Origin of the sequence: Allostreptomyces psammosilenae (assembly GCF_013407765.1) — a bacterium.
Classification (GTDB): Bacteria; Actinomycetota; Actinomycetes; order Streptomycetales; family Streptomycetaceae; genus Allostreptomyces; species Allostreptomyces psammosilenae.
This window is the reverse complement of record NZ_JACBZD010000002.1, coordinates 1,202,501-1,228,175: the sequence shown is the minus strand read 5'-3', so window position 1 is coordinate 1,228,175 and position 25,675 is coordinate 1,202,501. Positions and strand designations below refer to the sequence as shown.

Annotated in this window: 14 protein-coding genes and 2 rRNA genes (1 of these 16 only partly in view); 2 read left to right on the top strand and 14 right to left on the bottom strand. The window is 73.9% G+C overall.

The window, feature by feature from the left end:
• Window positions 1-2,655, bottom strand: a 2,655-nt coding sequence (locus FHU37_RS27330) for a HAMP domain-containing protein (RefSeq protein WP_179817284.1), incomplete at its 3' end; no start/stop codon positions are given.
• 366 nt (window positions 2,656-3,021) lie between these two features.
• Here FHU37_RS27330 and FHU37_RS27325 point away from each other — a divergent pair.
• A complete protein-coding gene (locus FHU37_RS27325; RefSeq protein WP_179817442.1) occupies window positions 3,022-5,805 on the top strand; it encodes a SpoIIE family protein phosphatase in 2,784 nt (927 codons plus the stop codon).
• A gap of 22 nt (window positions 5,806-5,827) precedes the next feature.
• Here the strand turns inward: FHU37_RS27325 and FHU37_RS27320 are convergent, their stop codons facing one another.
• Entirely contained in the window at window positions 5,828-7,123 is a 1,296-nt protein-coding gene (locus FHU37_RS27320) for a nucleotide sugar dehydrogenase (protein ID WP_179817283.1), read from the bottom strand.
• 96 nt (window positions 7,124-7,219) lie between these two features.
• On the opposite strand from FHU37_RS27320, the gene wecB reads away from it, so the two are divergent.
• The gene (gene wecB, locus FHU37_RS27315; protein ID WP_246451317.1) at window positions 7,220-8,497 is read left to right on the top strand and encodes a non-hydrolyzing UDP-N-acetylglucosamine 2-epimerase; all 1,278 of its coding nucleotides are present in this window, start codon (window positions 7,220-7,222) and stop codon (window positions 8,495-8,497) included.
• Between the two features lie 145 nt (window positions 8,498-8,642).
• Here the strand turns inward: wecB and FHU37_RS27310 are convergent, their stop codons facing one another.
• From FHU37_RS27310 to FHU37_RS27255, 12 genes are all read right to left on the bottom strand, one after another.
• On the bottom strand, window positions 8,643-9,662 hold the full coding sequence (locus FHU37_RS27310; protein ID WP_179817282.1) for a Gfo/Idh/MocA family protein: 1,020 nt from the start codon (window positions 9,660-9,662) through the stop codon (window positions 8,643-8,645).
• Window positions 9,659-10,876 (bottom strand): DegT/DnrJ/EryC1/StrS family aminotransferase, encoded by a 1,218-nt coding sequence (locus FHU37_RS27305; RefSeq protein WP_179817281.1) that lies wholly within the window; start codon window positions 10,874-10,876, stop codon window positions 9,659-9,661. The genes FHU37_RS27310 and FHU37_RS27305 overlap by 4 nt, the downstream gene beginning before the upstream one ends.
• A complete protein-coding gene (locus FHU37_RS27300) occupies window positions 10,873-11,547 on the bottom strand; it encodes an acyltransferase (protein WP_312892889.1) in 675 nt (224 codons plus the stop codon). Before FHU37_RS27300 ends, FHU37_RS27305 begins: the two co-directional genes overlap by 4 nt.
• Before the next feature lie 932 nt (window positions 11,548-12,479).
• Window positions 12,480-13,676 carry a glycosyltransferase gene (locus FHU37_RS27295; protein WP_218904803.1) on the bottom strand — a complete coding sequence of 399 codons (1,197 nt, stop codon included), beginning with the start codon at window positions 13,674-13,676 and terminating at the stop codon, window positions 12,480-12,482.
• A 104-nt stretch (window positions 13,677-13,780) separates the two neighbouring features.
• Window positions 13,781-16,462, bottom strand: a complete 2,682-nt coding sequence (locus tag FHU37_RS29185; RefSeq protein WP_179817279.1) for a glycosyltransferase — start codon at window positions 16,460-16,462, stop codon at window positions 13,781-13,783.
• On the bottom strand, window positions 16,455-16,907 hold the full coding sequence (locus FHU37_RS27285; RefSeq protein WP_179817278.1) for a hypothetical protein: 453 nt from the start codon (window positions 16,905-16,907) through the stop codon (window positions 16,455-16,457). Before FHU37_RS27285 ends, FHU37_RS29185 begins: the two co-directional genes overlap by 8 nt.
• Complete coding sequence (locus tag FHU37_RS27280) at window positions 16,904-18,352, bottom strand: glycosyltransferase (protein ID WP_179817277.1); 1,449 nt, start codon at window positions 18,350-18,352, stop codon at window positions 16,904-16,906. The genes FHU37_RS27285 and FHU37_RS27280 overlap by 4 nt, the downstream gene beginning before the upstream one ends.
• Window positions 18,349-19,350, bottom strand: a complete 1,002-nt coding sequence (locus tag FHU37_RS27275) for a hypothetical protein (RefSeq protein WP_179817276.1) — start codon at window positions 19,348-19,350, stop codon at window positions 18,349-18,351. Before FHU37_RS27275 ends, FHU37_RS27280 begins: the two co-directional genes overlap by 4 nt.
• Window positions 19,351-19,542: 192 nt before the next feature.
• Window positions 19,543-21,060 carry a glycosyltransferase family 4 protein gene (locus FHU37_RS27270; protein ID WP_179817275.1) on the bottom strand — a complete coding sequence of 506 codons (1,518 nt, stop codon included), beginning with the start codon at window positions 21,058-21,060 and terminating at the stop codon, window positions 19,543-19,545.
• The gene (locus tag FHU37_RS27265) at window positions 21,057-22,292 is read right to left on the bottom strand and encodes a glycosyltransferase (RefSeq protein WP_246451316.1); all 1,236 of its coding nucleotides are present in this window, start codon (window positions 22,290-22,292) and stop codon (window positions 21,057-21,059) included. The genes FHU37_RS27270 and FHU37_RS27265 overlap by 4 nt, the downstream gene beginning before the upstream one ends.
• A 131-nt stretch (window positions 22,293-22,423) precedes the next feature.
• Window positions 22,424-22,540: ribosomal RNA gene (gene rrf / locus FHU37_RS27260) — 5S ribosomal RNA — on the bottom strand.
• A gap of 91 nt (window positions 22,541-22,631) precedes the next feature.
• A 23S ribosomal RNA gene (locus FHU37_RS27255) occupies window positions 22,632-25,675 on the bottom strand (it continues 58 nt past the right edge of the window).

Below are 25,675 nucleotides of genomic sequence, written 5' to 3'. Positions count from 1 at the left end.
GTTGACGTTGTCCGTCAGGTCCTTCCAGATGCCGGAGACGCCGCGCACCCGGGCCTGACCGCCGAGGATGCCCTCGGTGCCCACCTCGCGGGCCACCCGGGTGACCTCGTCACCGAAGGCGGAGAGCTGGTCCACCATGGTGTTGATGGTGGTCTTCAGCTCGAAGATCTCGCCCCGGGCCTCCACGTCGATCTTCTTGGACAGGTCCCCCTGCGCCACCGCCGTGGTCACCATCGAGATGTTGCGCATCTGGGTGGTGAGGTTGGAGGCCATCTGGTTGACGTTGTCGGTGAGGTCCTTCCACGTCCCCGAGACGCCCTTGACGTGCGCCTGGCCGCCCAGGATGCCGTCCGTGCCGACCTCCCGGGCGACCCGGGTCACCTCGTCGGCGAACGCCGACAGCTGGTCGACCATGGTGTTCAGCACGGTCTTGAGCTGGAAGATCTCCCCGCGGGCGTCCACCGTGATCTTCTGCGACAGGTCGCCCTTGGCCACCGCGGTGGCCACCTGGGCGATCGCCCGCACCTGGTTGGTCAGGTTGTCCGCCATGAAGTTCACCGAGTCGGTGAGGTCGCGCCAGACGCCGGCCACCCCCGGCACCTGCGCCTGGCCGCCCAGCCGACCCTCGGTGCCCACCTCACGGGCGACCCGCGTCACCTCCTTGCCGAAGGCGGACAGCTGGTCGACCATCGTGTTGACGGTCGTCTTCAGCTCCTGGATCTCCCCGCGGGCGTCCACGCTGATCTTCTGCGACAGGTCGCCCTTGGCCACCGCCGTGGTGACCTGGGCGATCTCCCGGACCTGGTTGGTGAGGTTCCCGGCCATGAAGTTGACCGAGTCGGTCAGCTCCTTCCAGGTGCCGGAGACGCCCGGCACCTCCGCCTGACCGCCCAGCCGACCCTCGGTGCCCACCTCACGGGCGACCCGCGTCACCTCCTTGCCGAAGGCGGACAGCTGGTCGACCATCGTGTTGACGGTGTTCTTCAGCTCCAGCATCTCGCCGGACACCTGCACGGTGGCCTTCTTGGACAGGTCGCCCTTGGCCACCGCGGTGGTCACCATCGCGATGTCCCGCACCTGGTCGGTGAGGTTCATCAGCGCCGTGTTCACCGACTCCGACAGCGCCTTCCACACGCCCGCCGCGCCCGGCACGTGCGCCTGACCGCCCAGCTTGCCCTCGGCGCCGACCTCCCGGGCCACCCGGGTCACCTCGTCACCGAGCACGGAGAGCTGGTCCACCATCGTGTTGACGGTGTTCTTCAGCTCCAGCATCTCGCCGGACACCTCGACGGTGACCTTCCGGGACAGGTCGCCCTTGGCCACCGCCGTGGTCACCATCGCGATGTCCCGCACCTGCCCGGTGAGGTCCTTGAACGCCTTGTTGACCGAGTCGGTCAGGTCCTTCCAGATGCCGGCGGCGCCCGGCACGTGGGCCTGACCGCCGAGCTGGCCCTCCGCGCCGACCTCCCGCGCCACCCGGGTCACCTCGGCGGCGAAGGTCGACAGGGTCCCCGTCATGTCGTTGATGGTCTCGGCCAGCTGGGCGATCTCGCCCCGGGAGGAGACGGTGATCTCCTGCGACAGGTCGCCCTTGGCCACCGCCGTGGTGACCATGGCGATGTCGCGCACCTGGTTGGTCAGGTTGCTCGCCATGACGTTCACCGAGTCGGTGAGCGCCTTCCAGGTGCCCGAGACGCCCTCCACCCGGGCCTGGCCGCCGAGGATGCCCTCGGTGCCCACCTCCCGCGCCACCCGGGTCACCTCGTCACCGAACGCGGAGAGCTGGTCCACCATCGTGTTCACGGTGTTCTTCAGCTCCAGCATCTCGCCGGAGACCTCCACCGTGACCTTCTTCGACAGGTCGCCCTTGGCCACCGCGGTGGTCACCATCGCGATGTCCCGCACCTGGTCGGTCAGCCGCCGCGCCATCACGTTGACCGAGTCGGTCAGGTCGCGCCAGCTGCCCGAGACGCCCCGCACGTCCGCCTGGCCGCCCAGCTTGCCCTCGGTGCCCACCTCGCGGGCCACCCGGGTGACCTCGTCGGTGAAGGTGGACAGCTGGTCCACCATCGTGTTGACCGTCCGGCCGACCTTGAGGAACTCCCCGCGCAGCGGCCGGTCCACCCCACCGCGCCGCTCGCCGGCCGCCCCGCCGGCCCCCGTGCCGTGCGCCCCCACCGGCTCGCGCCCCTGCGGAACCACGGGCTCCCGCACCCGCAGGTCCATCCGCTGCGACAGGTCGCCCTCGGCGACCGCCGACAGCACCCGGCCGACCTCCATCACCGGATGCACCAGGTCGTCCACCAGGGCGTTGGCGGCCTCCGTGGCGATCGCCCAGGCCCCCTCCCCGGGCCCGGGCGCCAGCCGCTCGGTGAGTTTTCCCTCACGTCCGACCACCCGGCGCACCCGGGACAGCTCGTGGGTCAGGTGCTGGTTGCGCTCGGCCACCTCGTTGAAGACGGCCGCGATCTCGGCCATCGGGCCGTCCCCGACGACCGTCAGGCGCCGGCGGAAGTTGCCGTCCCGCATCGCCGTGAGGGCGGCGAGCAGCTTGCGCAGCTCAGCATCGCCGTCACGGGCGCCCCGAGTGCCTGCGGACGAGGACCGCGTCGCGGTCCCGCGTCCCGTACCGCGGGTCGATGCGCCCGAAGTCACCACGTTCCTCCAGATAGGTCGGCCAGCATGCGGGGCCACCAGTCTGTCACCATGGCAACGCGTCCGATGCGGTCCTGGGAGAGGACACCACCGGACCGCCGCAGCGCCCGCCCGACACACCGGCGCCGGCGGCTCGTCCTGCCCGCGAGCCTTCCGGGGGCCGCGGACGAGGGCGGGTAGGAAAGGACGGCGGCCCTACTCCAGTCTCGACCGACGGCGGTCGCCTGGGAAGGGTGCCAGCGGCATGCCACCGCGCCCGCGCGGACAAGGTAGCTAGCGGACCGGTCGCGCACCGGTGGCACGATCAGGCGAGGCAGAACCGCACGGCGGGGAGGACCGAGGAGCGTGGACGACACGACGGAGGGCATCACGGCCGGCACCGTCCCGGGTACCGTCGCAGACCGGGACCCCGCGCCCCGGGTCGTCCCCCTGTTGCCGGAGCAGCCGGCGGCGGCAGCGGTACCAGGCGTCCCAGGAGGCATCGGCACAGTGATCACCGCGCGGACCAGGGCGGTCTTCGAACCCGTGGGCAGGTCCGTCGCCGCGGCACGTTCCTACGTCCGCGACACCCTCCGCGGCTGGGCCCCGGAGCAGGTGGTGGACGACGCCGTGGTGCTGACCAGCGAGCTGGTCACCAACGCCGTGGTGCACGCCGGCACCGCCGCCGAGGTGGTGTGCCTGCGCTCCCCCGCCTCGGTGCGGGTGGAGGTGGTCGACCGGCACCCGGAGCGGGTCGTGCCCGCCCGCGCCCTGACCGCCTCCGACGTCGACCCGGACAGCGAGGGCGGCCGCGGCCTCATGCTCTGCCAGGCGCTCGCCGCCTCCTGGGGCGTCGAGTACGCCGCCGACCGCAAGTGCATCTGGTTCCGGCTCGACCTGCCCGAGCAGCTCCCCGGCACGCACAGCGCCGGCCCCCGCGTGGAGGACGCGCTGCTGCCCGCCGTCACCGCGCCGGTGCGGGTCGCCGTGGCGCAGGTCGACGCCGACTGCCGGGTGCAGCGCTGGAACGACGACGCGGCCGAGCTCTCCGGCCGCCCGGCCAAGGAGGTCATCGGCCTGCCCTTCGCCGAGCTGGTGGCCTGGCCGCAGACCCCCGGCACCGGCCTCGGACTGGTCGAGGCGCTGGAACTGTCCCGCTGGGAGGGCGGGTACGGGCTGCACACCGCCGGCGGGCCGGTGATCCCGGTGCACGCCGCCCACCTGCGCTTCCGTGACGACTCCGGCGCCCCCTTCACCCTGTGCCTGATGGTCCAGGAGGTCGACCGGGCGGTGCTGACCGGGGTCCACCGCGGCGGGCGCCCCGGGGCACCCGCCGCGCTCGGCGAGGCCGGCGCCGGCACCCCCGAGGCCGTCTCGGAGGACCTGCGCGACCTCGGCGACGCCTTCTCCGACCTGGTCGCCACCCAGACCCCCGAGGACCTCGACGGCCTGCTGCAGCGCACGGTGGAGCGGGCCCGCGACGTCCTGGACGCCGACGCCGCGTTCCTGCTGCTGGCCACCGACGACGAGACCGAACTGGAGCTGCGCGCCAGCACCGGCCTGCCGCCCTCCCCCAGCCGCCCCACCCGCATCCACGCCGAGCCCGGCATCGGCCGTCACGGCAGCGCCCGGCTGCCCGCCGTCCACGACGACCTCGCCGCGGTGCCCGGCTCCCTGCCGCTGCTCGCCGGGACCGGCATGCGGGCCGCCGTCACCGTGCCGCTGAAGGTGGAGGGGCGGCTCACCGGCACCCTCGGCATCGCCTCCAGCACCGTCGGACGGTGGCGCAACGAGGACGCCATGCGGCTGCAGTACGCCGCCGAACGGGTCGCCCTCGCCGTGGAGAGCGCCCGCCTCACCGACCTGGAGCGGATGCGCCGCGGCTCGCTGTTCTTCCTCGTCGAGGCCTCCGACCTGCTCGCCGGGACGCTCGACCGGGACCAGACGCTGGCCCTGATGGCGCAGATGGCCGTGCCCACCCTCGCCCAGTGGTGCGCCCTGTACACCATCGGCGAGCACGGCGAGCCCGCGCTCTCCTTCGTGCTGCACGAGGACGAGGACCGGATCGACGGCATCCGCGCCCTGCTGCGGCGCATCGCGCCGCCCGAGCCGCTGGCCGACCCCGGCGCCCGGATGTGGCCCGAGCCCGCCGCGGCCGCCCGGGAGGCCGCCGAGCGGCTGGCCGCCGGCGCCGGGCAGGCCGACCCGGACGGCGCCCCCGGCACCCCGGCCGCCGCCGAGCTGGCCGCCGCCCGGGCCACCGCGGAGTCGGTGGGCGGGGAGACCGCCGTCGTGCCGCTGGTCGCCCGCAACCGGGTGATCGGCATGCTGGTGCTCGGCAACCCGGTCGGCCGCCGGTTCCGCCGCGAGCTGCTGGAACTTGCCGAGGACCTCTCCCGGCGCGCCGCCCTCGGCCTGGACAACGCCCGGCTGTACTCCGAGCGCACCGCGATCAGCCAGTCGCTCCAGCGCAGCCTGCTGCCGCCCGAGCTGCCCACCGTGCCGGGCGTGGACGCCGAGGTGATCTACCGGGCGGCCGGCGAGGGCAACGAGGTCGGCGGCGACTTCTACGACCTGTTCCGGATCTCCGAGGACCGCTGGGGCTTCGCCATCGGCGACGTCTGCGGCACCGGCCCGGAGGCCGCCGCCGTCACCGGCCTGGCCCGGCACGCCCTGCGGCTGCTCAGCCGGGAGGGGCTGTCCGCGCCCGACGTGCTCACCCGGCTGAACAGCGCGATCCTCGACCAGGGGCCGCGCAGCCGCTTCCTCACCCTGCTGTACGGCGAACTGCTGCCCCAGCCGGACGGCGGGGCGGAGCTGCGGCTGGTCTGCGCCGGGCACCCGCTGCCGCTGCGGCTGCGCCCGGACGGCACGGTGGAGCCGGCCGCCACGCCGCAGCCGCTGCTCGGCGTGATGGACGACCTGGTGCTGGAGGAGGAGGTCGTCCGGCTGGATCCGGGCGACGTGCTGCTGTGCGTGACCGACGGCGTCACCGAGCGCCGTGAGGGCAGTCGGATGCTCGGCGACGACGGCCTGGCCGAGGTGCTGTCCACGGCGGTCGGGCTGACCGCCGGGGCGGTCGCCGGCCGGGTGCTGCGGGCCGTGGAGGACTTCGCTCCGGACGCGCCCTCGGACGACATGGCGATCCTCACCCTCCGCCTGGACACCTGAGCCTCCTCGGGGGCCGCTGCGGTCAGCCGCCCAGCAGGATCCGCCGCACCCCGGGCCAGCGCGCCGGGTCGGTGATCCGCCGGCCGTCCACCAGCACCTTCACCCCCGGCAGGTCCGCGGCGGACAGCACCCGGTACTCCCCGTGGTCGGCCTGCACCACCGCGGCGTCCACCCGCGCGCCCGGGCGGTGCGGCTCCAGCCCCATCGCGGCCAGCTCGGCCGCCCGGTACAGCGGATCGGACACCACCGGGCGGGCGCCGTGCTCCCGCAGCGCGGCCACCGTGGGGAACACGCCGGAGAACGCCGTCTCCTTCACCCCGCCCCGGTAGGCGGCGCCGAGCACCACCACCGTGGCGCCCTCCAGGCCGCCGAACGGGCGGTAGGCGTCGGCGAGCCGGCGCACCGCGTAGGCCGGCATGTCCTCGTTCGCCTGCCGGGCCGCCCGGACGACCGTCGCGTCCGGGTCGTTCCACAGGTACATCCGCGGGTAGACCGGGATGCAGTGCCCGCCGACCGCGATCCCCGGCCGGTGGATGTGGCTGTAGGGCTGGGTGTTGCAGGCCTCGATGACCTCCTCCACGTCCACGTCCACCGAATCGGCGTACCGGGCGAACTGGTTGGCGAGCGCGATGTTGACGTCCCGGTAGGTGGTCTCGGCCAGCTTGGCCAGCTCGGCGGCCTCCGTCGAGCCGAGGTTCCAGACCCCGTTGGGCCGGGGGAGGTCGGGACGCTCGTCGAAGTCGAGCACCTGGGCGTAGAACTCCGCGCCGCGCCGCGCGGAGACCTCGTCGATGCCGCCGACCAGCTTGGGGTAGCGGCGCAGGTCGGCGAAGACCCGCCCGCTGAACACCCGCTCCGGGCTGAAGACGAGGGCGAAGTCCCGTCCGGGCGCCAGCCCCGAGCCCTCGGCCAGCATCGGCGCCCAGCGGCGCCGGGTGGTGCCGACCGGCAGCGTGGTCTCGTAGCTGACCAGGGTGCCGGGGCGCAGGCCGGAGGCGATCGACGCCGTCGCCCCGTCCATCCAGTCGAAGTCCGGCAGGCCGGCCTCGTCGACGAAGAGCGGCACCACCACGACCACCGCCTCGCTGCGGGCCACCGCTCCCGGGGTGTCGGTGGTGGCGGTGAGCCGGCCGGCGGCCACCACCTGCTTGAGCCGCACGTCCAGATCGGCCTCCCCGGGGAACGGCTCGACGCCGCCGTTGACGCACTCCACGACGCGGGCGGACACGTCGCAGCCGACGACCCGGTGCCCCTTGGAGGCGAACTGGACGGCGAGCGGCAGGCCGATCTTGCCGAGGGCGACGACGCAGATGTCCACGGAGCGATCCTTTCGGTGGTTTGAACGACACTGTGCGTGACACTGGCGGGGGCCTTCGGGGTGCCCGGGGCCGCGCGGACGGGAGGAGTCGACACGATGGCCGGCATGACCGCGCCCGGCGGGACCGCGCCGGACGGAAGCGCGCCGCACGGAGGCGCGCCCGGCGGAGCACCGCCGACGGCGCCACCGCCGGTGGTGCTCAGCGTGGTGGGGGCCCGGCCGCAGCTGGTGAAGCTGGCGCCGGTGGCCGCGGCCCTGGAGCGCGCGGGGCTGCGGCACGTCGTGGTGCACACCGGCCAGCACTACGACCCGGACCTGTCGGAGGTGTTCTTCTCCGGGCTGCGCATCCCGGAGCCGCTGGTGCGGCTCGGCGTCGGCTCGGGCAGCCACGGGGAGCAGACCGGCCGGATGCTGGCCGCGCTGGACCCGGTGCTGGCCGAGCACCGCCCCGACTGGGTGCTGGTCTACGGGGACACCAACTCCACCCTGGCCGGGGCGCTGGCGGCGGCCAAGCAGCAACTGCCGGTGGCGCACCTGGAGGCCGGGCTGCGCTCCTTCAACCGGCGGATGCCGGAGGAGCACAACCGGGTGCTCACCGACCACGCCGCCGACCTGCTGCTGGCGCCCACCGAGGAGGCCATGGCCCGGCTGCGCACGGAGGGGCTCGGCGCTCGGGCGGTACTGGTGGGGGACGTGATGGCCGACGTCTGCCTGCGGGTGCGCGAGGAGGTGCGGCGCGGGGCCGTGCCGCCGCCCCCGCTGCCGGCTCCCCCGCCGACGTCCGGCGGGGGCGTGCCCGAGGCCGGCCCCGGCACCCGCCTCGGTGCCGCCGACGGATCGCCCCGGTACCTGGTGGCCACCGTGCACCGGGCGGAGAACACCGACGACCCGGCCCGGCTGGAGGCGCTGCTGGACGCGCTGGCGCGGCTGCCGGTGCCGGTGCTGCTGCCCGCCCACCCGCGGCTGCTGGACCGGGTGCGGCGGGCCGGTGGGCGGCTGGAGCGGGGAGCCATCCGGGTGTGCCGCCCGCTGCCGTACGCCCAAATGGTCGCGGCCGTGCTGGGATCGGCGGGCGTGGTCACCGACTCGGGCGGGCTGCAGAAGGAGGCCCGCTGGCTGGGCCGCCCCTGCACCACGCTGCGGGCGGAGACGGAGTGGCCGGAGACGCTGCGGGACGGCTGGAACGTGCTGGTGCCGGCGCCCTGGCGACTCGGCGCGGCCGAGTGGGAGGGCACCGTCCTGCGACCTGCCCCGGCCCTCCCCCGGGGCGACGGCGACGGTGTGGCGGACGGACTCACGGACGGACTCGCGGACGGCCGGGCGGCGGACCGGGTCGCCGCGGCCCTGGTCGCCCACGCCCCGGAGCCCGCCTAGCCCCCCTCCCCCGCCCGCACCCGCCACCGGCCCCGGTCGCGGCCCCGGTCCCGACGTCACGGAGGAGGCGGGCGGGGCCGGGGCCGGGGCGGGGGCGGGGGCCGCGAGGGGGGCGCTGGGGCCGCCGTGCTCGGGCACGCCGGCCTCAGGAGACCAGCACCGGAGGCACCGGTCCGCCGGCGCGCGCGGACCGCAGCACCGCCTCGGCGACCAGGACCGTCCGCAGCCCCTGGCGCAGCGTCACCACGTCCGTCTCCCGGCCGAGCACGGTGTCGCGGAAGGCCTCGTGCTCGGCCAGCAGCGGTTCGCGTTTGGCCAGGGCGTAGCGCACCATGTCACCCTCCGAGACGCCGCGGAACGTCTTCAGCGCCTCCCACTGGGTGGGCACCGAGCCGTTGGCGTGGAAGGTGAGGTCGGCGGTGAGGGTGTCGGCGATCAGGCAGCCGCGCTCCCCGGTGACCACGGTGACCCGCTCCTTCAGCGGTGACAGCCAGTTGACCAGGTGGTTGGCGATGGAGCCGTCGGTCAGCTGACCCACCACGGCCACCATGTCCTCGTGCGGCCGCCCGCTCTTGTGCACGGTGCGGGCGGCCACCGCCCCGTACTCCTGTCCGGTCACCCAGGTCGTCAGGTCGATGTCGTGGGTGGCGAGGTCCTTGACCACGCCCACGTCGGCGATCCGGTGCGGGAAGGGCCCCTGGCGGCGGGTCACCACCTGGAACACCTCGCCGAGCTCGCCGCCGGCAAGGCGGTCCCGCAACGCCCGCAGTGCCGGGTTGAACCGCTCCACGTGCCCCACCGCCCCCGGGAGCAGGGCGGCCTCGAAGGCGTCCACCAGGCGGCGGGCGGCCTCGCCGTGGTGGGCCAGCGGCTTCTCGATCAGCGCGGGCACCCCGGCCGCGGCCAGCTGGATGCCGACCTCCTCGTGCAGGTGGGTGGGGCAGGCCACGACGGCGTAGTCCACGCCGTGGCGGAACAGCTCCTCCAGGCTGGCCAGGACGGGAACGCCGCGGGCCGCGCCGTGCGGGTCGCCGGCCGGATCCACGACGGCCGCCAGCTCCACGCCGTCGAGGCAGGACAGGATCCGGGCGTGGTTGCGCCCCATGGCGCCGAGGCCGATCAGCCCGGCGCGCAGCCGGCGGCGGCCGGCGGATGCGGTGGTCATCGCGCAGCTCCAATTGCGTTGACGGCGGCGAGGACGTGCGCCAGGTCCGCCGGGTCGAGCGACGGGTGGACGGGCAGCGACAGCACCTCGTCGGCGGCCCGGTCGGTCTCGGGAAGGTCGGCCGGGGGCCGGCCCGCGGGATGGCGGAAGGACGGCAGGCGGTGCACCGGTATCGGGTAGTAGACGGCGCTGCCGACGCCCCGGCGGGCCAGCGCCCGCTGGAAGGCGTCCCGGCCGGAGCGCCCGTCGCCGACCACCCGAACGGTGTACTGGTGGTACACGTGCGCGGCGCCGTCGGCCACCGTCGGCACCACGACGCCCCGCAGCCCCGCGTCCAGCGTCCTGGCGTGCGCCCGCCGCCGGTCCGTCCACATCGGGAGCTTGCGCAGCTGCTCCCGGCCGATGGCGGCGGCCACGTCGGTCATCCGCACGTTGAAGCCGACGATCTCGTTGTCGTAGCGGCGTTCCATGCCCTGGTTGCGCAGCAGCCGCAGGGTGCGGGCGACCGCCCCGTCGGGGACGACCACCATGCCGCCCTCCAGGGAGTGCATGTTCTTGGTCGGGTACAGGCTGAAGACCGCGGCGTCGCCGAAGGTGCCGACCGGGCGACCACCGAGGGCGGCGGCGTGCGCCTGGGCGGCGTCCTCGACGACGGCGAGCCCGTGCCGCCGGGCCAGCCGGACCAGGCCGTCCATCGGGGCCGGGTGACCGTACAGGTGGACGGGCATGATGGCGGCGGTGGCCGGTCCTATGGCGGAGGCCACCGCGCGCGGGTCCAGGCAGTAGCTGTCGGGTTCGATGTCGGCGAAGACGGGGGTGGCGCCGGCCAGCCGGACGGCGTTGGCGGTGGCGGCGAAGGTGAAGGAGGGCACGATCACCTCGTCACCGGGCCCGATGCCCAGCGCCAGCAGCGCCAGGTGCAGCCCGGAGGTGCCGGAGTTGACCGCGACGCAGATCCGGCCGTCCACCAGGTCCGCGAACTCCTCCTCGAACGCGGCGACCTCCGGGCCCTGGACGACCCGGCCGCTGCGCAGCACCCGCACCGCCGCCGCTATCTCCTCCTCCCCGAGCAGGGGCCGGGCGACCGGCACCTCCCGCGGCCGGCGGTCGGCGCGGCGGTCGCCCCGGCGGGCGACCCGCCGGGCGGCACGCCGGGCGAGGTTCCGGTCGGCCGGCGAGTGGGGGCCGCCCACGGGGATGTCCTGGCGGGTCATGACTGCACCTCCACGAGCCGTGGCTCCTCGGCCGCCGTACCGGTGGGACCGCTGATCCCGGTGGCACCGCTGATCCCCGTGGGGACGGTCCCGGCGGTGGCCGGGCGTTCGACGTAGCGGGCGCCGGTCACCGGGCAGACCCAGCGGCCCTCGCCGTCCGGCTTCAGCCGGCGGCCGGCCCGCCCCACCCAGCCGATCCGGCGCGCCGGGACACCCGCGACCAGGGCGAAGTCGGGCACGTCGTGGACGACCACGGCGCCGGCCGCGACCATCGCCCAGGCGCCGACGCGCAGCGGCGCCACACACACCGCCCGGGCACCGATCGACGCACCGGTCTCCACGGTGACGCCGACGGCCTCCCAGTCGTCGGCCTGCTTGAGCCGGCCGTCCGGATCGACGGCGCGGGGGTACTGGTCGTTGGTGAGGACGGCGGCGGGGCCGACGAAGACGCCGTCGGCAAGCCGCGCGGGTTCGTAGACCAGGGCGTGGTTCTGCAGTTTGACGTCGTCGCCGATGCGGACGCCGGCGCCCACGTAGGCGCCCCGTCCGACGGTGCAGCGGCGGCCGAGCCGGGCGTCCTCCCGTACCTGGGCGAGATGCCAGACGGTGGTTCCCTCGCCGAGTTCGGCGCGCTCGTCCACGTCGGCGCCCGCCATGACCCGAGTGTTCACTCGCTGGTCCTCCTGACTGTCGGGGTTCCGCCCGCGGGGCGGTCGCGGAGCCCGGCGCGGTCCCCGTGCCGGGCTCCGCAGAACGGCGACGTCGCGTGGGCGTCGCGTCACTCGCCGTGGAATCGATTCTGGTGCGCCCCGCACCTCCGCGCCGCCCGGCGGACCGTCGCACTGCTGCACCCGGGTGAAGGCCGAACCCGCAGGTCTCCCGCCAAGCCCGCCCCCACCACCAGCAGAGCACCCGCCGATGCGTTCCACCCCGAGCCGCCCGCCCCCGCCCCGCCGCCCCCTGGAGGAGCGGCCCCGTCCCGCCGCACGGGAAGGCACCACAGCCCGTCCCGCCCCCGCCCGTGAAGGCGCCCGGGCGCGCCCCGCCGCCCCCGTGAAGGCGCACCACCCTCCCCCGCACGACCAATGGCCCCCGTCCCCGCCCCCGCGAGGGTCCCCTGGCGTGCCCCACCGTCCCCCTGAAGGCCCATCCGTTCCCCCGCCGCCCGAGAAGGGCGTTGCCCGTCCACCCCGCCACCGGGCTGCAGGCCCCCGGGACGCGGCCTCGCGGCGACCTGCCTGCGAACCACCCCCTCCCCGCCCGGCGCCGTCCCCATGTGCCGCCACGTGGTTATCCACAGGCCACACATGGGGGGCTGCACCGGGTAACCGCCTCATGCGATCATGGAAATCGGGGGGACCCACCCGGGCTCCCCTGGCGGCATGTCCACGGCATGCCCCTGATTTCCCGGGGAGCGCCCTGCGGCCCCCTCCCCGCTGCCTCCCGACGGCACTGCCCACGGGCCACGGCCACGCTCCGCCAGGCGGCCAGGCGCCCCTCACCCGGGCCCCGGCTCCGCCGCGGCCGCTCCGCCGGTGCCCGACCGCCCGACGTCCGTCCCCCCAAACACACACAGAGGGCGCCCCAGGTGCCGGCCCGGCCGTCAGCGCGCGGGACCGCCCCGGTCCAGCAGCGAGAGCACGGCCGCCGCCAGTTCGTCGTAGGGCGTCCAAGGCCCGCGCTGCCGCCGGGCCCATCCGACGGCCGCCGCGCGCAATGCCCGGTACTCCGCCCGGCCGGCACCGCCGCCACCCCACCGCTCCAGCAGTCGGGCGGCCTGCTCCGCCGAGCCCACCACCCGCCCGCAGCCCGCCCGGGTGACCACCTCGGCGGCCCGGGGCAGCGGCGTGGTGAGAACGGGAAGCCCGCAGGCCAGGTAGTCGTACACCTTCGACGGCACCGCCCGTCCGAAGGCCGGGGTGTCCCCGAGCAGCGACAGGCCGACCCAGGCACGCTCGGCCAGCCGCCAGGACTCCCGCGGCGGCCTGCGGCCGTGGAGGCACACCCGGGAGGCCGCCGGCGAGCGCGCGGTCCAGCGGCGCAGCTCCTCCTCGTCGGCGGCGCTCACCGGCCCGACGACGTCCAGCCGCCAGCCCGGAGCCCGTTCCAGCGCCCGCAGCATGGTGAACAGCCCTCGACTGGCCCGCACGTCGCCCACGTACAGGGCGCGCGGAGGCCCGGGCGGTGGGGCCTCGGCGGGCGGGGCGGGCAGCAGCGCCCAGTCGGGCAGGTTGCGGACCACCAGGCGGCGGGCGGCGGTGCGCGGCGGAACGTGGTCGTCGGCGACGACGGTCAGATCGGCCTCCCGGCTCAGAGCGGTGGCGGCGCGCGCCCACCAGCGCGCCAGCCGCCCGGCCGCGCCGGTGGCCCAGGGCCGGTCGTCCAGCAGCGCCGCGTAGTCCTCGTGCACGTCCACCACCAGGCGGCGGCCGGCACCACAGGCCAGGGCACGGCGCAGCCGGGCCGCCGGCACCAGGTCCGGGTCGAGGGTCAGCACCACCCGGCCGCGGGCCAGCAGCGGCAGGGACAGCGCCCGCACCCCCCGCACGGCGAGCGCGGGCAGCACACCCGGGGTCACGGTGGGGCCGGGCAACGGGCGGAAGACCGTCCCCTCGGGCGCGTCGTGGACCTCCCCGCGGGCCAGCACCTCCACGCGCAGCCCGGCGCGCAGCAGGGCCGCGCAGTGCCGGTGCAGCCGGGCGTCCGCCACGTGGTGCCCGCTGCTCAGGACGGTGACGTCCACCCGGCCGGCCGCACCCGGCCCTCCTGGGCTGGTCCCACCGGTCCCGGCTGCCGGCACGGGGCCCTCCACCCCGGCCGGCCGGCGACGGTTCCGCCTCCGGCGCGCCGGGCCCTCGCCCCGCTCTCGCCGTCCCTCGGTGGTGGGGGTTCCCATGGCGGCCCTCAGGAGTCGGTGTGGGGGGTGGCGTCGGCGAGGCCGCCGTCACGGTGCGGCCCTGTGGGGCGCGGCCCCGAGGGGGCGCCGCCGGCTCCCCGCGGCCGACGCGCCGCGCGCGACGTTCCGTCCGCGGCCGCGCTCTCCGCAAGCGCGACCTCCGAGGCCGCGACCTCCGAGGCCGTGGCCTCCGAGGCCGTGACGTCGGCGGCCGCGACGCCCGGAACGCCGCCGCGCGAGCCCCGCCCGGGAACCGGCCGTGCCCGCCGATCCGTCCCGGGACGCGCGTCCGCCCCGGGGCGGGCATCGTCCTCCCCCGGGCGCGGCTCCACCGGGCGCGGCTCCACCGGGGCGGCGAACCGGGACGGGTCCACGCCCGGGTCGACCACCGTGCGCGCCGCGAACCGTTCACGGTCCAGCGACAGGCTCACTTCCAGCTCCGGATGCCGCCGGGCCAGGTGCCAGCCGATCGGAATGGCGTTGGCGTCGCACACCACCACCAGGTCGGCCCGCTCCGCGCGCAGCCGCTCCAGCACATGGGCCCTGGCCACCCGCCACAGCAGGTACGGCCGGATCACCCGGTAGGCTCGGATGAACAGCTTGCGGTGGAAGGCGTCCGCGACGCGGGTGTGCGCCATCTCCAGCACGGCGGCGGCCAGTTCCACGCGCCGGCCACGAGGCGTGGCGTCCACCCGGGTGCGCAGCAGCGCGAGGGCCTTGCGCGGCACCCGGTAGGCCAGCAGGCGTTCGCCCCGGGGGATCGGGTGGCGCCCCTCGCCCTCCCGCAGCGTGAAGATCCGCACACGGGGATCGAGACCGAGTTCGCGCCAGGGGTCGGCGTGGACGGTGACCAGATCGACCGCCACTCCCCGCGCCACGAGGTAGGCGGCGTGGTTCTTGATCCGCCGTGCCCGCTGGGTGTTGAGGGCGAGCAGCACCACCCGCGCCGGCGCCTGTGCCTCCACGCCGGCGGCCGGGGCCACCGCCCCCGCCGAAACCGTCGCCCCCGAAGCCGTCGCAGCCGCCGGGGAAGCCGGGGAAGCCGGCTCCACCGGACCCACCGGGACCGCCCACCGCGCCAGCACCGCCGGAATCGACCAGTCGGCGGGGTCCGTCGCGGCCGCGGGCGCGCTGAGTGCCGCGCCGGCCCCCGGGGCGGTCACCGGCGTGCCCGGGGCGCGCCGTGTCGAGTCGCCCCCCGCCACCCCCGACGCCCCCGCCGGGGGTTCCGGCGGCTCACCGGCCATCGGCTCCCCGCCGGCCCCCTCCGGGACGCTGTCTCCCTCCGGCCCTGAGGGCTGCACCGCCGGCCGGTGCGGCACGGCCGTCGCCCCCTCCCCCGGCACGCCGCCCGACACGCTGGTGCGTCCGGCCGCCTCCGGTACGGCGGCGCCGACGGCTCCGTCGTCCCCCGGGGCCTCCACGCCGGGCACGGGCGCCGGCTCCCGCCCCGCGTAGACGGCGGCCAGCCGGTCGGCCACCGCCTCGGCCCCGTAGCGGTCGCGCAGCACCGCGCGGGCGCGCGCCATGTCCAGCCGCCCCAGCCCGGCCCGCAGCCACCGGTAGCCCTCCAGCAGGACGTGCGGGTCGTCGCTGACGTCCACCAGCCGGCCGGCCACGCCGTCTAGTCCGGCCAGCGTCTCCTCCGGCCCGTAGCTGCGGGTCACCAGCACGGGGGTGCCGGTGGCGACCGCCTCCACCACGGTCATGCCGAAGGTCTCGAAACGGCTGGCGTGCACCAGCAGGTCGTGGGCGTGCAGGCAGGCCGCGATCTCCTGTGGCGGCACCGGCCCGAGGAACCGCACCCGTCCGGCCAGGCCGAGTTCGTCCGCGCGGGCCCGCAGGGCCTCCTCCAACCTCCCGGATCCGACCAGGGTGAGGGTGGCCCGCGGGTTCTCCCGGGCCGCCAAGGCGAAGGCCTCCAGCAGCACCGGCACGCCCTTCTGCTCGATCAGCCGGCCGACGAACAGCCAGCGGTCCAGGGCGCGCACGGGCTCGGGGCGCGGCGGCAGCGCCGCGAAGTCCACGACGTTGGGCACGATGCGGAACTTGTGCGCGTGCCGGGGGAAGTACCCGGCGAGCTGTCCACGCAGGTACCCGCCGACGCACATCAGCACCTCGACCCGCTCCAGCACCTCCTCGTACATGCGTCGCGCCTCCGGCTGGCGGAGCACCCGGCGCAGGAAGGTGGCGTGCTCGGTCAGCACCACGCGGGCGTCCGGCCGGGCGAGCCGGGTGGCGGCCCAGCCGCCGTAGACGCCGACGTGCGCGTGCACCACCTCGGCCTCGACGCGGCCGGTCGGCAGCACGGAGCGCAGCGCACGCTCGTGGGCCAGCCCCCAGGCCGCGTAGTCCCGGCGCGGGAACACCGGCACGGGCACCCGGGTGAGCCGGCCCTCCGGCAGCGGCACGGGCTCGATGCCGACCGGGGCCCGGCCGGGGCGGCCGACCAGCCGCTCCAGCGCGGTGCGGACCACCTCGGCGTGCAGCGGTCGGGCGGGGCCGGCCCAGTCCTCCGGGTGGTAGACGTCCACCTCCGCGAACCGGGGCGCGACCGCCGCCGTTGCGGCCTGGACGAAGGCGCCGGCGAACGGGTTGTTCTCGGACGGGTACCACGGGGTCACCACGGCGAGCCGTCGGCCGGAGCGCCCGGTGGGCGTCCGGTGGGGGTCGGCGGTGTGGTCAGGCACGGAGTTCCCCTTGAGGTCGACGGTCCGCCGGTGTCGCGGCGGCGGCCGGCACGTGGACCGCGATCGGCAGGTCGGGACGGCGCCGCCGCACCTCCCAGGCCAGCGGCGCGGCGTGGGCGTCACCGAGCAGCAGCAGGTCCAGCGCGTCGAAGTCGACGGCGCCCAGCACCCTGCGCCTGGCGGCCCGCCACAGCAGCAGCGGCTCGGCCCGCCGGTAGGCGCGGTCGGCGAACCGGGCGGGGAGCCACTGGGCGGCGGCCCGGTGCCGGGCCAGCAGGGGGGCGAGCCCGTGTACCCGCACCGCGGGATCCAGTTCGGCCTCCGCCCAGTCCGCCGGGTCGGTGACCACCAGGTGCACCCGGGCGCCCCGTTCCAGCAGCCGGTCGGTGTACACCCGCACCGCCCGCGTGCGGTAGGTGCCGAAGGCCAGACACAGCACCCTCATCGCCGCGCCCCCTCCCCGTGCAGGAGGCGTTCTCCGGCGTCGGCACCGGTTCCCGCGTCCGATCCGGAAGCCGCCCCGACCTGCGCTCCGCGCGACGCGGCCAGGGCGCGGAGCCGGCGTTCCCACGGGGTGAGCGTCGCGGCGCGGGTGAAGCGCGCGGCGTGGGCCCGGGCCGCCCGGGTCCGTGCCGGGGTGAGGGTGCGGGCCGCGCGGGCCGCGGCGACCATCGAGGCGGCGACGTCGGCGGCGTCCAGCTCCTCGCCGGCGAACCACAGGGGGTATCCGCGCAGCACCTCCTCGGCCGCGATCCCGGGGCGGTGCACGGAGACCACCGGCTTGCCCGTGGCCATGTACTCGAACACCTTGCCGGTCGTCACGTAACGGGCGCCGGGCACACAGAACAGCAGGACGTCCAGGTCCCGGTAGACCTCGCCGACCCGGGCCTTCTCCACCGGGCCCCGGTAGCTCACGCCGAGGCCCTCCCCGGTGGGGATGCGCTCCATCAGCGGCGCCGCGTCGTGCGGGAAGAAGCCCAGGTGCCCGTGGACCAGCAGTTCGGCGTCGGCGAGTTCCGGGTGGGCCCGGGCGAGCCGCCAGCCGTCGAACAGCTCCTCCAGCGGCATGTAGGAGGTGACCGTGCCCAGGTAGCCGAAGCGGAGCGGGCCGGGCCGACGGCCGCCGCCGGACGCCTCCCCCGCCGTGGCCGCCCCGGACGCGGCGCCGAGGATCTCCGGCTCCCACCCGTTGGGCACCACCCGCATCCGCCCGGCCGCGAACGGATACCGCTCGGCGTGCCAGCGCAGCATGCCCTCGTTGACGAAGACCACCTCGGCGGCGTCCCGGAGCACCCGCGCCTCCCACTCCCAGGCCCGGCTGCGCGGCGGGAACTTGAGCTCCTCGGTGAACTGGTTGAACGTCCAGGCGTCCCGGTAGTCCAGCACGTACGGCACCCGGGTCAGCCGCCCGATCAGCCAGGCGGCGGCGAAGGAGGCGAAGGGGTTGCCGCTGGCGATCACCACGTCGAACGGCCGGCGCAGGTGCGCGCGGAGCGCGTGGCGCAGCACGTGGGGGATCCAGGACGCGTAGTGCTCCGGGAAGACGTTGGCCTGCGCCCAGTTGTAGGCGGCGTTGGCCAGCACCGGGAGGTTGGCCCGCAGCGGCCCGTACCGCCGCAGGTCGCGCTCCCAGCGGAAGTAGCTCATCGGCGGCCGCTCCACCCGCACCGCCGGGTGCACGGACGCCTCCAGGGAGGCGTCGTAGGAGTCGATGTACCGGGCGAAGAACTCCCGTGGGGCGGAGTGGACGGTGACCTCCCAGCCGCGTTCGGCCAGCAGGTTGGCGGTGGCCCGGGCGCGGAACACCCCGCTGGCCCGGGAGGGCGGGAAGTAGAAGGCCAGGTACAGCGCCCGGGGCGGGCGGGGCGTGGCGCGAGTCGGCCGGGTCACGGGCTGGTCACCCCTTCCGCGTCGGCCTCCCGGGCCCCGGCCGCCGGGGCGCCGGGGGCGACGGCCCCGGGGGCGGCCCCGCCACCGGTGGAGGCCGCGTCGGCGGAGGTGGCGCCGGTGGAGCCGGTACCGGCCGGGGCGGGGCGCGCCACGGCGTCGCGGTCGCACCAGCGGTCGCGGTCGGGGCCGTGCACGAAGCACAGGGTGGGGTAGGCCGCGGCGAGCGCCGCCGCGGGCCGCAGCGACGCCGCGTCACCGACGATCACCAGTTCCGGCCGGGGCAGCCGGGTCTGCCGGGCGAGCGCGCGCAGCGTCTCCCGTCGCAGCAAGCGCTCGTGCAGCGCCCGGTAGAACGGGAGGAACGCCTGGCGGTGCACCCGGTCGGCCCGGGACCGCCAGCACTCGTCGATCCCGGTCAGCAGGCGTCCCGCCGCCGGTCCGGCGGAGGCCGCGGTGCCGGGCAGGCGGGCGAGCCGGTGCACGCCCCGGCGGGCCATCCGCAGCGCCCCGTGCGGCGCCCCGTACACCAGCGCCTGCTCCAGCCGTGGCAGCAGGTGCCGGCCCTCCTCCGGCAGCCGGACCCGGTGCACGCGCAGCCGCCGGTGCAGCGGGACGCCGCTCCAGTCCGCGTCCGGGGCGGTGAGCAGGTCGACGCGGGCACCGGCGCCGATCAGCACGTCGACCTCCCGCCGCACCTCCTCGGCGCGGGCGGCGCCCCAGGCCAGGTACAGCACCGGGGAGGGCACCGCCCGCCGGGGCCGGCGGCCGCGCGGGCCCTCCGGAACGTCCCGCCCCGGCACGGCCTGGGCCTGCCCGGCCGGAGCCGTGGTCCCCTGGGCCGGCGCGGCCTGACCCGGACTCGCCTGGCCCAAACCGGCCGCGGCGGCCCGGCCCTTCCCGGAGCGGATGGCCCGGAGGGCGGGTGACGTGCCGAGGCCGGATGTGGGGGGGCGGTACCGGGCGCGGGTCTGACGGGGGGTGGTGGTGTCGCGTCGCATCGTGGAACCTCCGGCGGTCGGTCAGCCCCGGTCGGCGGTGCGGCGGGCGGGCCGGGTCTCCCCGGCCGTCCGGTGGTCCCCCCAGCCATTGCCACACGTCCGGATGGCGGCGGCAACCGCTCCACCCGCTCTCATGTCCGTTCGGGTGACGCCCCGCCGGTCCGGCCGGCTCCGCGGAGACCGGGCGCGCCCTCAGCCGGCGGCGGCCGGCTCCGCCGCGCACAGCAGCCGCCGGTACAGGGCGTGCAGCGCGTCCGCCTGCGGTTCCCAGCGGTACCGGGCGGCGGGGTCGGTGACCCGGTCGGAGTAGCGACGGCGGTACCGCTCCAGGTGGGTGAGCACCCGGCGGACGGCGGCGGCGAAGTCCTCGGGGTCGCCCGCGCGGAAGACCTCCCCGACGCCCAGCCGGCGGGTGGTCTCCGCCATGTGGCGCACGTCGCTGGTGACGACGGGCAGGTGCGCGTGGAGGTACTCGAAGTACTTGGTGATGAGCGAGAGCTCGTGGTTGGGGCGGTGCAGGATCGGGACCAGGCCGATGGTCGCCGACTCGAAGTAGTCGACGACCCGCTCCGGCGCGACGTACGGCGCGGGGTGGATCCGTCCGCGCACCCCCTCGTGCTCGGCGAGGTCGAGCAGCCCGGCGAGGTCCGGGTCGTCGTCCCGGGCCACCAGGGCCAGGTGGACGCCGGGGAGCGCGGCGAGCCCCCGGACGACCGTCGCGAGTCCTCGGCGGGGCGCCAGCCCCCCGCTGTACAGCAGCAGCGGCACCTCGTCGGGCAGGCCCACCACGGCCCGCACCGACGGGCGGGCCTCGCCCGCGGCGTTCGCCGCCGCCGGGGGCCGCCAGGGCGCGTTCAGCACCACCCGCGGGAGGACGGGGAGCGCGTGGTCACGGCGGAGCCGTTCCGCGATGGCCTCGGAGACGGTGACGACGGCGTCGGCCCGGCGGATGTGCTCGGCCTCCACGCCGAGCAGCATGCGGCGGCGGAGCCGGCCGCGCGGGTCGCCCCGGCGCGGGACCTCCACGCCGGCCAGGTACTCGTGCGCGTCGTAGACCCAGCGCACGGTGCGGGCGGGCGTGCTCAGCCGCCTCGCCAGCCGCGCGCCGATCCCGACCATGTGGAAGTCGTGGGCGTGGATGAGGTCGGGTCGGAACGCGCTGACCGCTGGTGAGAACGCCAGCTCCAGGTCGCGCAGCCACGGGTTGAGGGCGCGCCACCCGCCGCCGCGTCCGACCAGGCCGGCGACGGCGGTGCCGGCGTGCCGCAGCGGGCCGGCCAGCGGCCCGCTTCCCAGCACGGCGGCGAGCGCGTCCGCCGCCGGATGCCGGGCCAGCCAGCCACGCGAGGCGGCGCGCAGGGCGTCACCCCGTCCACCGGAGTCCCACGCGTCCCACCGGGCGAGGAGGGCACGGGCCTCGCGGTACGCGGCGCGGACCGCCGGATCCGGCAGCGGGCGGCGGACCCTGGCCCTGTCGTAGCCGGAGACCACCCGTGGCACGGGCAGCAGCAGCACCGAGGCGCGGCCGATCACGAAGCGTTCCGTGCGCCCCGTGGCGGACCGGCCGAAGAGGACGATCTCCCACCCCCGGTCGGCCATCGAACGCGCCACCTTCTGGACCCGGGAGTCGCCCCGCACCCCGTTGCCGACCAGCATGGCGACCCGGCGACCCGCCGCCCCCGCGCCGTCGTCCCGGAGGGCGGCGGTCACGGCCGTCGCACCGCGTCCTGGTAGGCCGTGAGCAGCACCTCGGCGTCACGCTCCCAGGCCAGGACGCTCCGCGCCGCGCCGACCGCCTGCGCCAGGGCCGGGTACCCCTCCCGAGCACGCTCCACCGCCTGGCGGAAGGAGACCGGATCACCGGGGCGGTACAGCTCCCCGATGCCGAAGCGACGCACCATCCGGGACATCTCCGGGAGGTCCGCGGCGATCACCGGAACACCGGCCCGCACGGCGTGGAACAGCTTGTTGGGGAGGGCCAGCCGGTGGTTGTCGCAGCTGTTGGTCAGCGTCACCAGGCACAGGCCCCCGGCGCGGAACTCGGCGTCGACTGCGTCCACGGAACGTGGAGGCAGGATCTCCACCCCCTCCCCCCGCAGGGCCGCGAGCTCCTCCGCGTAACGGGGGTCGGCGGGGCCGATCAGCCGCAGCGCCAGGCCGGGCAGGCTGGGGATGGCGCGCAGCGGCGTCTCCAGGTCCCGTCCGGCTCCGATGCGGCCCGCGTACACCAGAGCGCTCGGCGCGAGCCCGGGCGGGCGGGGCTGCGGGCCCCGGCCCGCCTGGGGGAAGGTGTTGCGGACGATCACCACGGGAGAGGTGCACCACCGTCCCAGCCGTGCCGCGATGCCCTCCGAGACCGTGACCACGAGGTCGGCCCGCGCCGCCAGGGCCCGCTCCTGGAGCAGCTCCCGACGCCTGCGCCAGGGGTCCGGGCGGCCGTGCCGCTGCCGTCCCGACCACCACTCATGGGCGTCGTACACCAGGCGGGCACCCGCCCGCTCCGCCAGCTCCGCGCCGAGCGGCAGCGTGTTGAAGTCGTGGCAGTGCACGACGTCGTAGGAGACCTCCCGGGCCAGTTCCCGGGCCCCGGCCGCCCACTTGCGCCAGACCCGCTGGCGGTGGCTCGGCAGGAGCGTCCACCGCAGCGCGCGGGTGACCGGCTGGCCGACCCTGGATCGCGGGAAGGGGACACCACCGGGCGGGCCGGTCAACGCGGGGGTGGCCGACGCCATCACCCGTACGGGCGAAACCCCACCGGTGAATGCCCGCACGACGTCGAGTCCACTGCCGCCCGAGGCGCTGACCACCTCGACGCCGGCCGGAGGGCGATAGTCCGGTGGCACGTCTCTGCCGATCACGCGGACCCGATAACCGGCGGACGCGAGAGCCGTCGCCTCACGTGTGACCCGGCTGTCATGGGCGACGTCGGTGGTCACCAACATAAGGACATCCACGACAAATCACCCTAGGCCCCATCGAGGCCCAGTTCCGGAACCGCCACGCGGGGAAACGCGAAAAAGGGGTGTGGCCCCGACCGAACCAAATCGGTCGGGGCCACACCCCTTCACAAATATTCCGGCGGCGTCCTACTCTCCCACACACTCCCGCATGCAGTACCATCGGCGCTGTAAGGCTTAGCTTCCGGGTTCGGAATGTAACCGGGCGTTTCCCTCACGCTATGACCACCGGAAACCTTGGGAACACAAGGCAACCAGCAAATTATTCACTTAACACTGGTCCTGGTCATTGCTCCAGAACCACACAGTGGACGCGTAGCACCTATGGACAAGCCCTCGGCCTATTAGTACCGGTCAGCTCCACACCTCACAGTGCTTCCACACCCGGCCTATCAACCCGGTCGTCTACCGGGAGCCTTAACCCATCACGTGGGTGGGAGTCCTCATCTCGAAGCAAGCTTCCCGCTTAGATGCTTTCAGCGGTTATCCCTCCCGAACGTAGCCAACCAGCCATGCCCTTGGCAGAACAACTGGCACACCAGAGGTTCGTCCGTCCCGGTCCTCTCGTACTAGGGACAGCCCTTCTCAAGACTCCTACGCGCACAGCGGATAGGGACCGAACTGTCTCACGACGTTCTAAACCCAGCTCGCGTACCGCTTTAATGGGCGAACAGCCCAACCCTTGGGACCAACTCCAGCCCCAGGATGCGACGAGCCGACATCGAGGTGCCAAACCATCCCGTCGATATGGACTCTTGGGGAAGATCAGCCTGTTATCCCCGGGGTACCTTTTATCCGTTGAGCGACGGCGCTTCCACAAGCCACCGCCGGATCACTAGTCCCTGCTTTCGCACCTGCTCGACCCGTCAGTCTCACAGTCAAGCTCCCTTGTGCACTTACACTCAACACCTGATTGCCAACCAGGCTGAGGGAACCTTTGGGCGCCTCCGTTACCCTTTAGGAGGCAACCGCCCCAGTTAAACTACCCACCAGACACTGTCCCTGATCCGGATCACGGACCCAGGTTAGACATCCAGCACGACCAGAGTGGTATTTCAACAACGCCTCCACCACGCCTAGCGACGCGACTTCACCGGCTCCCACCTATCCTACACAAGCCGAACCGAACACCAATATCAAGCTATAGTAAAGGTCCCGGGGTCTTTCCGTCCTGCTGCGCGAAACGAGCATCTTTACTCGTAATGCAATTTCACCGGGCCCATGGTTGAGACAGTCGAGAAGTCGTTACGCCATTCGTGCAGGTCGGAACTTACCCGACAAGGAATTTCGCTACCTTAGGATGGTTATAGTTACCACCGCCGTTTACTGGCGCTTAAGTTCTCAGCTTCGCCAACCCGAAGGCCGACTAACCGGTCCCCTTAACGTTCCAGCACCGGGCAGGCGTCAGTCCGTATACATCGCCTTACGGCTTCGCACGGACCTGTGTTTTTAGTAAACAGTCGCTTCTCGCTGGTCTCTGCGGCCACCACCAGCTCCAGGAGCAAGTCCCTTCACCAGCAGCGGCCCCCCTTCTCCCGAAGTTACGGGGGCATTTTGCCGAGTTCCTTAACCATGGTTCACCCGAACGCCTCGGTATTCTCTACCTGACCACCTGAGTCGGTTTAGGGTACGGGCCGCTCCAACACTCGCTAGAGGCTTTTCTCGACAGCATAGGATCATCCACTTCGCCACAAAGGCTCGGCATCAGGTCTCAAGCACATGCCAGGCGGATTTGCCTACCCGGCGCCCTACACCCTTACCCCGGGACAACCACCGCCCGGGCTGGACTACCTTCCTGCGTCACCCCATCACTCACCTACTACCCCTTTGGGTCACCGGCTCCACCCACGACCATCCGAAGACGATCACGGGCTTCACGGGCTTAGCATCAGAGGATTCAGCGTTGGGCGCGTTGAAACGGGTACGGGAATATCAACCCGTTGTCCATCGACTACGCCTGTCGGCCTCGCCTTAGGTCCCGACTTACCCTGGGCGGATCAACCTGCCCCAGGAACCCTTAGTCAATCGGCGCAGGAGTTTCTCACTCCTGAATCGCTACTCATGCCTGCATTCTCACTCGCGTACCATCCACGACTGGCTCACGCCGCCGCTTCACCCGATACACGACGCTCCCCTACCCATCCACCTTACGGCGAATGACACGGCTTCGGCGGTGTGCTTGAGCCCCGCTACATTGTCGGCGCGGAATCACTTGACCAGTGAGCTATTACGCACTCTTTCAAGGGTGGCTGCTTCTAAGCCAACCTCCTGGTTGTCTCTGCGACTCCACATCCTTTACCACTTAGCACACGCTTAGGGGCCTTAGCCGATGCTCTGGGCTGTTTCCCTCTCGACCACGGAGCTTATCCCCCGCAGTCTCACTGCCACGCTCTCACTTACCGGCATTCGGAGTTTGGCTAAGGTCAGTAACCCGGTAAGGCCCATCGCCTATCCAGTGCTCTACCTCCGGCAAGAAACACGCGACGCTGCACCTAAATGCATTTCGGGGAGAACCAGCTATCACGGAGTTTGATTGGCCTTTCACCCCTACCCACAGGTCATCCCCCAGGTTTTCAACCCTGGTGGGTTCGGGCCTCCACACGGTCTTACCCGCGCTTCACCCTGCCCATGGGTAGATCACCCCGCTTCGGGTCTTGGGCATGCGACTGGATCGCCCTATTCAGACTCGCTTTCGCTACGGCTACCCCACACCGGGTTAACCTCGCCACACACCGCAAACTCGCAGGCTCATTCTTCAAAAGGCACGCAGTCACGACCATGAATCCGAAGACCCATGGCGACGCTCCCACGGCTTGTAGGCACACGGTTTCAGGTACTATTTCACTCCGCTCCCGCGGTACTTTTCACCATTCCCTCACGGTACTATCCGCTATCGGTCATCAGGAGATATTTAGGCTTAGCAGGTGGTCCTGCCAGATTCACACGAGATTCCTCGAGCCCCGTGCTACTTGGGAACAACCCCAGGAGCCACCACGATTTCGTCTACGGGGGTCTTACCCTCTACGCCGGGCCTTTCGCATGCCCTTCGACTACCGCGATGGTTTCTCACTCCTTGCCAGGCCGGCAGACCTGGCCGGGATGTCCCACGACCCCATGATGGCAACCCCTGCCGGGTATCACACCACCACGGTTTAGCCTCTTCCAGTTTCGCTCGCCACTACTCCCGGAATCACTGTTGTTTTCTCTTCCTGCGGGTACTGAGATGTTTCACTTCCCCGCGTTCCCTCCATACACCCTATGCGTTCAGGTGTAGGTGACAGCCCATGACGACTGCCGGGTTTCCCCATTCGGACACCCCCGGATCACAGCTCGGTTGACAGCTCCCCGGGGCCTTTCGTGGCCTCCCA